The organism is Arthrobacter sp. BB-1, assembly GCF_006151685.1.
Classification (GTDB): Bacteria; Actinomycetota; Actinomycetes; order Actinomycetales; family Micrococcaceae; genus Arthrobacter.
Genome location: NZ_VDEV01000009.1, coordinates 14143 through 26371, shown reverse-complemented (window position 1 = coordinate 26371; position 12229 = coordinate 14143). Strand labels below are relative to the sequence as shown.

Below are 12229 nucleotides of genomic sequence, written 5' to 3'. Positions count from 1 at the left end.
GAACCGTTTGCGCACGGTGGCGCGCAGAATTATTGCGTGAAGACACGAAGGTAGCCTCTCCCAATGCCTGCGAGGTGAGCTGTCGGATTCGGATGGGAGTCACCCGGCCGCGCTGCTTCCAAGGAAACTTTGCGACTTAACCCCAAGGTCTTAGCCAAAGCCAAGACCAAAATTGGTTCCCCCGCCCCTGCCAGACGATGAAATGCGAACGGACCTTGAGCGGTGGCAGAGTTAGGCAATCCGCACAAGAGCGTCAACTTCGGAAAAGTTGACGCGAGTTAGACGGTACAGCAGTTTTGAGTGAATGTCACATTCAGGTCACGGCATGTCACGACGATCTGATAGTTAACCGTCATTTGACTAGAGCCAGCCGGTGGGATCGACTACTTCACCGTTGACCTGCACCTCGAAGTGGAGGTGGCAGCCAGTGGAGGCGCCCGTGGTCCCGCTGAGGGCAACAACGTCCCCGCGGGAGACCGTCTGCCCTTCCTTCACGCTGAAGGAGGAGAGGTGGTTGTACGTGGTTTCCAGTCCGTTGCCATGATCCACCACAACGCGGTTTCCGCCGCCGAACTGGTGCCAGCCCACGAAGGTCACCGTGCCGGTGGCGGCAGCGAGGACGGACGTGCCGCACTGGGCCACGTAGTCCTGGCCGCGGTGGAAGTCGCCTGAGCCGCCAGTAATGGGGCTGACGCGGTAGCCGAAGGGGGATGCCGTGGTCAGTGTGGCCAGCGGCGCGCCGAGGCTTCCGGCCGAGGCGGCCCGTGACACAGAGCCGGCGGACTGGGCACTGAGCAGCTGCTTGAGCTTGCCGTCCGGATCCGCCTGGGTGACGACGGCCGAGCGGCTGAAATCGATCTGGGCGCCGGCCTCCGCTGAGACCTGGGGCTGCGGAGTGACGGCTGAAGCTGCGACCGGCGTGACACCGGGAGCGTTGTTTGCCATCACGGGACTGGTGGCCGGCACTGTCACGGTCAATACCAGGCCTGTGGCGGCGAGTGCGATTCCGGCCTTTTGGCCGATCCCGCTGGCTGCCGCGAACTCGGTGACCTGGCGGAAGGGACCACGACGGCGGCGCGCATCACGGTGCGGATCGCGGGGGCGTTCCGTGGTGATGACTTCGACAACCCGCGGCGTCGCAGCGGGTACCGCGGCGCGGCGGCGTCCCCTGGGGGTCTGCATGGACAAGAAGGGTTCCTCTCTGGAAAGCCTGCGAAGTTAGCTGTCGGATTCGGGTCAGAGAGTTCAAAGACCCGGTCCGCCGTAAGCAAGCTTCGGCACAGGAGGTATCCACGGAGGATCCTTCACTGGAAGAGGCTTGCTGCTGACGGACTTCACCCCAAGGCAGTCCCCCGGCTGCCGCTTGTGGTTCCCCCGCCTCTGCCAGTAATGACTCGTGCACCTGGTCCGCTGGCAGAGCTCGGCTCCGGATCAGGTAACGCTTTAGTATCAACGCTTGGGTTTAACTATAGGGCCATAAGTCCCAAAGTAACAATTCCGTTATCTTTGCGTAACCGGCGCCCAATGGGGTAGCCCGGAGGCCCCAAGCCGCCCCTAGCGTACGGCCACGAAGACGTGCGCCGCGACTTCGGGCGGCAGTTCCAGGGCCCCTTCGATGCCCGGGACGCGGACCGAGATGTACTCCCCCACCCGCTCCAGCGATACGGAGGCGCCGGGCCGGATTCCGCCCTCATCCAGCTGGACCAGCAGCTCGGGTTCCACCTGAATCGGCTCAGCCAGGCGGCTAACGGTCACTTCCGAGGCCGGGCCATAGGACTTCATGGCCTCAAGCAGGCTGACGGCCGCGTCCGCGGAGGCCTGCGCCTGGCCGCCAAGGGCCGCCAGGCCGGGGATGGGGTTGCCGTACGGGGACTCGGTGGGGTGGTTCAGCATTTCGTAGATGCGCCGTTCCACCCGCTCGCTCATCACGTGCTCCCAGCGGCAGGCTTCATCATGGACGTAGGCCCAGTCCAGGCCAATGACGTCGGCAAGGAGCCGCTCGGCCAGCCGGTGCTTCCGCATGACTTCCGTGGCGCGCTTCCGTCCCACTTCCGTAAGTTCAAGGTGCCGGTCCCCCGAAACCACCACCAGCCCGTCCCGTTCCATCCGGCCGATGGTCTGTGACACAGTGGGCCCGGAGTGGCGCAGCCGCTCCGCAATCCGGGCGCGGAGGGCAACGATGTTTTCTTCCTCAAGCTCCAAGATGGTCCGAAGGTACATCTCCGTAGTGTCGATCAGATCCGTCATCCAGCTCAGCTCCTCGAGCGCAGTACCTTGCGTTGTCCCACCGTACCGCCTTCACATGCGGCGTGGTCCGTTGGAAAGCTTAGCCTATTTTGAGTTTGTCCGAATAGTTGACGGCGAGGGCGGGCCCTGTCTCAATGTCTGGACTATGACGGTCCAGGTTCCCGCTGAAACAGCTGTTCGGGCAGAATAAGGGAGGGCCCGGGCCACAGTCGCCGCCGACTGCCTGCCGCCCACCATCCGTCCGGACCAACAGCCCGTCCACGCCGAAATTGGAGCACCTGTGAGCGAAAACAGCATCACTATTCCCGCCGACCTCCTGCCCCAGGACGGGCGGTTCGGCGCCGGTCCGTCCAAGGTCCGGCAGGAGCAGATCGATGCTTTGTCCGCCGCATCGAAGACCATCCTGGGAACGTCCCACCGGCAGGCCCCCGTCAAGAACCTGGTGGGATCTGTACGCGAAGGCCTCAGCCAGTTCTTCCGCGCACCCGAAGGCTATGAAGTGGTGCTGGGCGTCGGCGGCTCCACGGCGTTCTGGGACATCGCCAGCTTCGGCCTGGTGGAGAAGAAGGCCCAGCACCTCTCGTTCGGTGAATTCGGCTCGAAATTCGCCGCGGCCACCAACAAGGCGCCGTTCCTGGATGCCTCCTCCATCATCAAATCCGAGCCTGGCACCCGCCCGGCCGCACAGGCTGAGGCGGGCGTTGACGCCTACGCCTGGCCGCAGAATGAGACGTCCACCGGCGTTTCCGCCCCCGTGAAGCGCGTGGCAGGAGCGGATGAGGGCGCCCTGGTCCTTGTGGACGCGACGTCGGCTGCCGGCGGCCTGGACGTCGACGTGGCGGAGAGCGACGTCTACTACTTCGCCCCGCAGAAGAACTTTGCCTCCGACGGCGGGCTCTGGCTTGGCCTGTTCTCCCCTGCTGCCCTGGAACGCGCGGCGCGGATCAAGGCCACGGACCGCTGGATCCCGGACTTCCTGGACCTCCAGACAGCCATTGACAACTCCCGCCTGAACCAGACGTACAACACCCCGTCACTGTCCACCCTGGTGACCCTGGACGCCCAGGTGCAGTGGCTGAACGGGAACGGCGGCCTGGACTTCGCTGCGGCGCGGACTGCTGATTCCGCCGGACGCATTTACAGCTGGGCCGAGACCTCCGAATTCGCTACGCCGTTCGTCGCAAACCCGGACGAGCGCTCCAACGTCATCGCCACGATCGACTTCGATGATTCCGTGGACGCAGCAGTGGTGGCCAAAGTCCTGCGCGCCAACGGCATCGTGGACACCGAGCCGTACCGGAAGCTGGGGCGCAACCAACTGCGCATCGCCACGTTCGTGGCCATCGAGCCATCCGATGTCTCCGCCCTGCTGGCCAGCATCGACTACGTGGTGGGCGAACTGCGCAAGTAGGACTGCGCAAGCAGCGGAAGTGCCTTAACGTACGACGGCGCCGCCCGGGTTCATCCCGGACGGCGCCGTTCGTGTGTGGTCATTAAGTCCGTGCGTCGTCGTCAGGCTGCCCGTCGTCGTCAGGCTCCCCGCCCCCGGGCACCTGGCCCTGTTCAGGTTCCTGTGCCTGGACTGGTTCCTGGCCCTGTTCATGTTCCTGTGCCTGGGCTGGTTCCCGGGTCTGTTCGGGTTCCTGCTCGTCCTCGGGGCGGACGCGTTCTGCCCACGGCACCCACTCCGGGGCAAGGATCGAATCTTCCGACGGCAGCAGGCCGAGTTCGTTGACCGTGACCACCTTGGAGCGGGAGTTGCGGGTCAGCACCGCATACCATTGCCAGCCCAGGTAGCCCGGCAGCCTGGACTCAAACAGATGGGTCACCAGGCGGTCGCCTTCGCTTTTCGCCGCGAGGTGCTGGCCGATTGTTGCCGCCGGCGTGATGCCCTCGATGGCGGTGCGGGCCGTGTCCACGGCTGCAGCCAGGAAGGCATCGGGCTTCCCCGTCCGCCACACCGGAACTCCCGCGCGGCGCCTGGACACGGCCTTAGCCCCCGCAGCTGCAGGGTTGGCAACGGCAGCACCCCCCGCCGTCGGACCGTCCTGGTCCGGGGCGGCCGGCACCGGCTGTTCAGCTTCCGGGTTCATCGGCGCCTAAACGTCCAGCTCGTCGGCAACCTTACGCAGGGCCGCGGCGATGGCCTTGCCCTTGTTGCCTTCCGGGTACTTGCCGGCGGAGAGCGTTCCGGAGAGATTGTCCAGCACGGTCACCAGGTCCTGGACCAGCGGGGCGAGTTCCTTGGCGTTCGGCCGCTTGGCCTTGGCGATCGAGGGCGTCTTGTCCAGCACGCGCAGCCCCAGGGCCTGGGCGCCCTTGCGCCCATCAGCTACCCCGAATTCAACCCGGGTGCCGGCCTTGAGCTCTGTTACGCCTTCGGGCAGCGACGATTTGGGCAGGAATACCTCCTGGCCATCTTCGCCTGCGAGGAACCCGAAGCCCTTGTCCTTGTCATACCACTTGACCTTGCCGGTAGGCACGTAATCAACCTTCTTCGTTCTGACGTCTTCTGACACGGCCAGCCCTCACCGCATCCGCATTGCTGTGCGGGTTTAGGGCATGACGGCTGTAACCGTGTTGGTCTATCCCTCAAGGTTATCCTGCCCGCCGCCCTATTCATGCTTTCAATGGCTCCGTGCAGCCTTCCGGCGGCACCCTCCAACACCATTCACTCCCGACGCTGCAGGAGCGGTAGCGTTACGTCCATGACACCCTCGCGCTACCGGCGTGCCCTGATGATCCTCGCCGCGGCTGTCGCCGTGCTTTCCCTGGTGGCGGTAGGCGCCGTGATGGCCCTTGCCTTCGCCGGTTCCGTGGCTCCGGCCTGGGTCACCTACACGGCGCTGTACGGCCTGCCCCTGGCCTTCCTCCTGATGCTCTTCCTGGTTCTGGACAGCGTTGCCGGGCGCCGCCGGGCAGGAAACGCGGACCGGCGGTAACGTTGGACTGATGTCCCTCATTCGTGCGTTGAGCAAGGAGCTGGAGGCACGCAGCGACGATTCACTGCGTGCGCTGTTCGATGCGCGGCCGGACCTCATCTCGCCCCCTGTTCCGGACTTCCCTGCCCTTGCCGCCCGGGCAAGTGCCAGGCTCAGCGTGCAGCGGGCGCTTGAACGCCTCAACCGGCCGCAGATGCAGGTCCTCGAAACCCTCCACCTGTGCACCAATACGGATACCGGCCACAGCGCGTCCGCTTCCGGGCTCCGCAAGATGATTTCCGGATCGTCGGCAGCCTCTGTGGAGCGGATCCTTCATTCGCTGCAGGAACTTGCTCTGGTGCACCGCGCCGAGCCGCCGCACGGCACCCCCGCGTCCGCGGCGAAACAGCACTACTACCTCCCGGTGGGTTCGCTGAAGGACGTGGTGGGCATCTATCCCGCCGGGCTGGGCAGGAGCTACACCGAACTGGTCCGCCTCCAGCCGGCCTTCGCCCAGCGCGCCGTGCAGCTGGTGTCCGAGCTGCACCGCAGCGGTGTAGCCATCCACGATGCCACCACGCCAATGGAGGCAGCGCTCGCGCTGCAACACTGGACGTCCTCCCCGGAGGCCCTCCAGAGTATTCTGGCCACCGCCCCGGAGCGGACGACGGCGCTGCTCGCCAGGTTCCGGAACTGGGCCATGGGTGCCGTCCCCCAGGCGCAACGGAAGGCGTCAATCACCACGGAAGGATCCGACGTCGGGCCCGTGGACTGGCTCCTTGCGCGCGGCCTGCTGGTGCCGCTGGACGCGGCGCACGTCGAGCTGCCGCACAGCGTGGGGATCTCCCTGCGCGGCGGTGCGGTGATTGACGATTTCACGTTGTCGCCACCGGTCCCCCACCTCGGCCGGACCTCGGCGGCGCTGCGCAGGAACGCAGCCCTCAGTGCCATCTCGGAGACGCTGCGCCTGGTGGGCGATCTGCTCCACGCGGTAGGGGACCAGCCGCTGGCCACGCTCCGCAGCGGCGGAGTGGGGGTGCGCGAGATGAGGCGTTTGGCCGAACTGCTCCGGATCGACCTGCAGCACGCCGGGGTCCTGCTGGAGCTGTCCGCACTGGCCGGCCTCATTCGCCTGGACGTCGATTCCTCCTGCTGGGTCCAGCCTCCGCAGCTGGAATGGCTTATCCTCCCGCGGCAGGAACAGTGGCTCTGGCTGGTGAACGCCTGGCTGTCCAGCGAGCGCGTGCCGTCCCTGGTGGGCCAGCCCATCACCGGAACGCGGAACGCGCCGGCAGCACACCGTTCCGCCTCCGGAAGCACCATCATCGCGCTGTCAGCCGAAGCGCAGCGGCCCGATGCCCCGGTGGTCCGCAAACGCATCCTGGAGATCCTGAATGAACTGACCGTCGAGGCAGGCTCCCCCGACGGGACTGCCCCGGTACTGGATGCGGCGACTGTCCTCCAGCGCGCAGAGTGGGCCCAGCCCAGGATGGCCAGGCGCTTCAGCTCCATGATCCGCGGCGTGCTCGCGGAAGCCGAACTCCTTGGCCTGGTGGGGTCCGGGGCCCTGAGCCAGCTGGGAAGTGCGCTGGCGGAAGACAACCCTGATGCCGCCCTTGCCATCCTGGGAGAGCACCTGCCGGCAGCTGTAACCCACGTCCTGCTGCAGGCCGACCTCACTGCTGTCGCCCCGGGGTACCTCGCCCCCGAACTCGCCGGGAAACTCCTGCTGATGGCTGACCCGGAAGGCCAGGGACCCGCCACCATCTACCGCTTCTCGGCCGGCTCCATCAAGCGTGCCCTGGACACCGGACACAGCGCCGCCGGCATCCTGGAGTTCCTCCGGGAGCACTCGGCCACCGCGGTGCCCCAGCCGCTCGAATACCTCGTGGAGGACACCGCCTCACGGCACGGAAGGCTGCGGGTGGGGGCGGCAGCCAGCTTTGTCCAGAGCGAAGACGAAGCAGCGCTCCTGGACCTTCTCTCCGGACCGAAGGCGTCCGGCCTGAACCTGGTGAAGATTGCGCCCACCGTCCTGGTTTCCTCCGCACCGCCGCGGGAAACCGCCCAGGTTCTCCGGAGCCTGGGGCTCTCCCCCTCGGTGGACGGCGCGGACGAACCCGTGGTCCGGCTCCGGGGAACCCCGGCAACGCAAGACCACCTCCGCCCTGTCTACACCGCCCCGCGGACGGCGCCCGGGGCTGAGGAGGTGGACGCCCAGCTTGCGGTCCTGCGCCAAGTGGGGCCCGCCGTCGGACACCGCGGAGGTGCAGGACACCCGGACGGCGAGGCAGGGACGCAGCTGGGGCTTGAGGCGCTGCAGCGCGCCATCAGGCTCAAGCAGCGGATCAGCATGAACGTGGTGGACGGGCTGGGGAATGCCAACCTGGAAATTGTTGTTCCGCTATCAGTAAGCGGCGGACGCGTCCGGGTGTTTGATCCCGCAAAGGAAACGGAACGCGTGCTGTCAATCCACCGCATCATCGACATTGAGGCTGCAGAGGAACTGCGCCAGTGAAGGACTTCCCTGCGTGAACGACGGACCCCTGATCGTCCAGAGCGACAAAACCATCCTGCTTGAAGTGGACCATGAACTGGCAACCGAGGCCCGCCACGCCATCGCGCCCTTCGCCGAGCTGGAACGTGCTCCGGAGCACATGCACAGCTACCGGCTGACACCGCTGGGGCTCTGGAATGCCCGCGCCGCCGGGCTGGACGCGGAGAAGGTGCTGGATACGCTCCTGAAGTACTCGCGCTTCCCGGTCCCGCATTCGCTGCTGATCGACGTTGAGGAAACCATGTCCAGGTACGGGCGGCTGCGCCTGGAGAAGGACCCGCAGCACGGTTTGGTGATGCGCACCGACGATTACCCCGTCCTCGAGGAAGTGATCCGGGCCAAGAAGATCCAGCCCCTGCTGGGGCCCCGGATCGACGGTGAGACCGTTGTGGTGCACGCCTCCCAGCGCGGCCAGCTCAAGCAGCTCCTGCTGAAGATCGGCTGGCCGGCAGAGGACCTGGCCGGGTATGTGGACGGCACCCCGCACCTGATCGCGCTCAATGAGGACGGCTGGAAGCTGCGGCCGTACCAGCGGATGGCCAGCGACAACTTCTGGTCCGGCGGAAGCGGCGTGGTGGTGCTTCCCTGCGGAGCCGGAAAGACCCTGGTGGGCGCCGCTGCCATGGCAACCGGCTCAACCACAACACTGATCCTGGTCACCAACACGGTGGCCGCCCGGCAGTGGAAGGACGAGCTGCTCAGGCGCACGTCCCTCACCGAGGACGAGATCGGCGAATATTCGGGAGCGGTCAAGGAAGTACGCCCGGTGACCATCGCCACCTACCAGGTGCTGACCACCAAGCGCGGCGGCCTGTACCCGCATCTGGAGCTGGTGGACGGCCATGACTGGGGACTGATCATCTACGACGAAGTGCACCTGTTGCCCGCACCGATTTTCCGGATGACAGCCGACCTCCAGGCACGGCGCCGGCTGGGACTCACGGCCACCCTGGTCCGTGAGGACGGCCGCGAGGGCGAGGTGTTCAGTTTGATCGGGCCCAAGCGCTACGACGCCCCCTGGAAGGACATTGAGTCCCAAGGCTACATCGCCCCTGCCGACTGCGTGGAGGTCCGCGTCGACCTGCCCAAGGACGAACGGGTTGCCTATGCCATGGCGGAGGACACGGACAAGTACCGGCTATGCTCCACCTCCGAGTCCAAGACGCAGGTGGTGGAACAGCTGGTGGCCCGGCATGCCGGGGAGCAGCTGCTGGTCATCGGCCAGTACATCGACCAGCTGGACGACCTCGGCGAGCGCCTGAAGGCCCCGGTGATCAAGGGCGACACCTCCGTGAAGGTGCGCCAGAAGCTCTTCGATGCGTTCCGCGCCGGTGACATCCAGACGCTGGTGGTCTCCAAGGTGGCCAACTTCTCCATCGACCTGCCGGAAGCCTCGGTGGCCATCCAGGTATCGGGTTCCTTCGGGTCGCGCCAGGAGGAGGCGCAGCGGCTGGGCCGGCTGTTGCGGCCCAAGAAGGACGGCCGGGCTGCACGCTTCTATTCGCTCGTGGCCCGGGACACCCTGGACCAGGAATTCGCGGCAAAGCGCCAGCGGTTCCTGGCCGAACAGGGCTATGCCTACCGGATCATGGACGCCAAGGACGTGGAACAGAAACCCACTGGCACCTAACAGCCACCTACCGGGTATGTAACGGGATGCCCACAAACGTGTTGTCCGTGCCGCACCGGCCCGCGTGGCTGATGCTTCCAATGCACGTCTTTTCGCTGCGGCGAGGGCGTAGTGGTGGTGGAAGGCGTGCCCGCGGGGCCCAGGATCCTGACCGCCACGGACTTGTTCACCGGCCGGACCGAGAACCTCGTGGTCCGCAACGGCGCGCACAAGGGGTGCCCGGGCTTTATTGGTGAATCTCTCTTCCGGACGTTGTCACCCCGTTATCCCCGGGCTACACTCAGAGCGCTGGGTGTCACATTGGTAACAGGTCCTGAACTCAGATCAGGATGGGCGAAGCCTCACGGCCTTCCCCGTGTATGAGGACGCGTGAATGCGCAGTCGCCCCAGCCGATCCACCCGCGCACCCCCAAGCCATAACACTTGGCTCCGTGCTGCCTGCCCGCTCCGTGCCGCAAAGACGCGACCACCGAGTAGCCGGCGGGCACCCGACGCGCGGGCGCCATCCGATCAGATTCTTGGAGAGGGATGCTGGGGGACCTCCCGGTGCCGGACCAGAGCTCCGCGCCGACCGTCACACCATCCGCCACTCTAAGAAGTGAGTTATTCAATGGAGAATATAACGCGCGCCCGCTGGGGCGCAGGCTTGGCTTGTCTGGCATTGATCCTTTCCGGAGTTACGTCGGCTCAGGCCACGCTCTCCGGAGCCGAACTAAACGCTCAGGACGGCAACTTGGTCGTCGACACAGGCGACATCAAAGACTGGGCGAACATCGGCATCAGCTGTGAAGTTCCCGTCGCGGGATGCGGGCTTGATAAAGCCACCGGCCAGACGGACGATTCATTCGGAACAGGTACAAAGGAAGATACCGCAGTACCGTCCGTCGTCGACGGTTCCATCCCAAACAACAAGAGTGACCTGACACGCTTCTATGCCAAGTTCGTGGAGGAATCGAACGGCAAGACGTACGCCTACCTTGCCTGGGAGCGCGTCCAGGAACCAAGCGGCACTACCAACATGGACTTCGAATTCAACCAGTCGTCCGTGCTGTCCTCCAACGGTGTGACCCCCGTCCGTACGGCGGGCGATGTCCTGATTAAGTACGATCTCTCCCAAGGCGGCGTAACCCCGGTTCTTGGATTCCACCGGTGGATCACCACTGGTGCCCGGACGCTCTGCGAGGCAGCCAACGCGACCCCCTGCTGGAGCAAAGTCCAGCCATTGGCCGGCAACTTCGAAGGCTCAATCAACACCGTTGTGGTGACGGACCCCATTGCACCCAACGCTCCAAGAGATCTGAGTGTCCGGACCTTCGGCGAAGCAGCCATCAACCTGACCGATGCCAAGATCGTCGGCACGGACCCCTGCCTGCCGTTCAGCAGTGCGTACTTGAAGAGCCGCTCCTCAGATTCATTTACGGCGGCCTTGAAGGACTTCATCGCACCGATTTCCGTCGCCACATCGAAGTGTGCAGACATCAACATCCTCAAGACTGACGACGACTCGCCTGCCTCCGCCCTGGCGGGTGCCGTCTTCACCCTGTACAACGATGCCGCACCGGTAGGCGGAACCTTTGATCCGGCCACAGACACCGCGGTGACTCCGGCGACCACGTGCACCACCGGAGCCGACGGCAAGTGCTCGTTCAGCCAGGTTCTCCAAGGCAATTACTGGGTGGTTGAGACCACCACTCCGACGGGACACGACACGGCAGCGCCCCAAGCAGTGACCGTCGTGGGAGGCACCAACGTCAGTCTGACTTTCGTGAATCCCCGGGATTTCAAGATCATCGTGCTGGTGTGCAAAGAGGCTGACAACTCGCTGTACTCGAGCCAAGTCACGGTTGATGGCGTCAACAAGGACTCGCTGGCCACGGCTCCCTCCGGTACCACGGCCGCCCAGCTTTGCAGCCTGGGCGGCGCTGCGTATGACGACAAGAGCTACGGCGCTCACCCCGCGAATGTGGACATCCCGCAGTAGACAGGGAAATCTGGCACCTGACCAGTTGATCACTTTGAAGTGATTCCCAAAGCCAGGGTTCTCCGCACTCCCGTGCGGGGGATCCTGGCGGCGCCGCCAACTTTACTGCGCGCCGCGGACGCCCATGCAACATTCACCATGCATCCAGAAAACTCACAGACTCTGGGAGCAGAATGGGAGCATGAACAAGAACGGTCCCGAGGCAAAGCTCCTTGTTGTTGACGATGAACCCAACATCCGGGAGCTGCTCTCCACATCGCTGCGTTTCGCCGGCTTTGAGGTCGTCTCGGCAGCGAACGGCCGCGACGCCCTCGCGGCGGCCGAAACCCATGCCCCGGACCTGGCCGTGCTGGATGTCATGCTTCCGGACATGGACGGCTTCACCGTCACCCGCCGCCTCCGGGCCTCGGGCAAGCACTTCCCGGTACTGTTCCTGACCGCGAAGGACGATACCGAGGACAAGGTCACAGGTCTCACCGTCGGCGGAGATGACTACGTCACCAAGCCGTTCAGCCTTGACGAGGTGGTGGCCCGGATCCGCGCCGTCCTGCGCCGGACGCAGCCGCTGCTGGATGACGACGCCGTCATCCGCGTCGACGACCTGGAGCTCGACGACGACGCGCACGAAGTGCGCCGCGGCGGCACGGTGATCGAGCTCTCCCCCACCGAGTTCAAGCTCCTCCGTTACCTCATGCTCAACCCCAACCGGGTGCTGTCCAAGTCCCAGATCCTGGACCATGTGTGGGAGTACAACTTCAATGGTGATGCCTCCATCGTCGAGTCGTACATCTCCTACCTGCGCCGGAAGGTGGACATCGACCCCGACGCTCCCGCCCTGATCCAAACCAAGCGCGGCGTGGGTTACGTGCTTCGGACGGCCGAAAAGCGCTGAC

The 12229-nt window shown here is 65.2% G+C and carries 10 protein-coding genes and 2 riboswitches; of the genes, 6 read left to right on the top strand and 4 right to left on the bottom strand.

From position 1 onward, the window contains the following. Positions 1 to 50: 50 nt before the first annotated feature. Positions 51 to 248, bottom strand: a riboswitch (cyclic di-AMP (ydaO/yuaA leader). Positions 249 to 360: 112 nt separating this feature from the next. Then, a complete protein-coding gene (locus tag FHJ30_RS04665) occupies positions 361 to 1182 on the bottom strand; it encodes a M23 family metallopeptidase (RefSeq protein WP_139028148.1) in 822 nt (273 codons plus the stop codon). A gap of 10 nt (positions 1183 to 1192) precedes the next feature. Further along, positions 1193 to 1436, bottom strand: a riboswitch (cyclic di-AMP (ydaO/yuaA leader). Positions 1437 to 1554: 118 nt separating this feature from the next. Then, positions 1555 to 2247, bottom strand: coding sequence for a metal-dependent transcriptional regulator (locus FHJ30_RS04660; RefSeq protein ID WP_139028147.1), 693 nt, complete (start codon positions 2245 to 2247; stop codon positions 1555 to 1557). A 280-nt stretch (positions 2248 to 2527) separates the two neighbouring features. On the opposite strand from FHJ30_RS04660, the gene serC reads away from it, so the two are divergent. Continuing rightward, entirely contained in the window at positions 2528 to 3658 is a 1131-nt protein-coding gene (gene serC / locus FHJ30_RS04655) for a phosphoserine transaminase (protein WP_139028146.1), read from the top strand. Between the two features lie 82 nt (positions 3659 to 3740). Here serC and FHJ30_RS04650 read toward each other — a convergent pair whose 3' ends face one another. Then, positions 3741 to 4340: a DUF3027 domain-containing protein gene (locus FHJ30_RS04650; protein WP_139028145.1), complete on the bottom strand. Its 600-nt coding sequence runs from the start codon at positions 4338 to 4340 to the stop codon at positions 3741 to 3743. 6 nt (positions 4341 to 4346) lie between these two features. After that, entirely contained in the window at positions 4347 to 4730 is a 384-nt protein-coding gene (locus FHJ30_RS04645; protein ID WP_104996883.1) for a cold-shock protein, read from the bottom strand. Between the two features lie 225 nt (positions 4731 to 4955). Here FHJ30_RS04645 and FHJ30_RS04640 point away from each other — a divergent pair, with 225 nt between their 5' ends. The 5 genes from FHJ30_RS04640 (at position 4956) to FHJ30_RS04620 (ending at position 12228) form a co-directional block, all read left to right on the top strand. After that, positions 4956 to 5189 carry a hypothetical protein gene (locus FHJ30_RS04640; protein ID WP_139028144.1) on the top strand — a complete coding sequence of 78 codons (234 nt, stop codon included), beginning with the start codon at positions 4956 to 4958 and terminating at the stop codon, positions 5187 to 5189. A gap of 10 nt (positions 5190 to 5199) precedes the next feature. After that, on the top strand, positions 5200 to 7686 hold the full coding sequence (locus FHJ30_RS04635; RefSeq protein ID WP_139028143.1) for a helicase-associated domain-containing protein: 2487 nt from the start codon (positions 5200 to 5202) through the stop codon (positions 7684 to 7686). Between the two features lie 13 nt (positions 7687 to 7699). After that, positions 7700 to 9355 (top strand): DNA repair helicase XPB, encoded by a 1656-nt coding sequence (locus FHJ30_RS04630; RefSeq protein WP_139028142.1) that lies wholly within the window; start codon positions 7700 to 7702, stop codon positions 9353 to 9355. Positions 9356 to 10088: 733 nt separating this feature from the next. Next, positions 10089 to 11336 carry a prealbumin-like fold domain-containing protein gene (locus FHJ30_RS04625; RefSeq protein WP_139028141.1) on the top strand — a complete coding sequence of 416 codons (1248 nt, stop codon included), beginning with the start codon at positions 10089 to 10091 and terminating at the stop codon, positions 11334 to 11336. Between the two features lie 181 nt (positions 11337 to 11517). Beyond that, on the top strand, positions 11518 to 12228 hold the full coding sequence (locus FHJ30_RS04620) for a response regulator transcription factor (protein ID WP_139028140.1): 711 nt from the start codon (positions 11518 to 11520) through the stop codon (positions 12226 to 12228). Position 12229 lies beyond the last annotated feature (1 nt).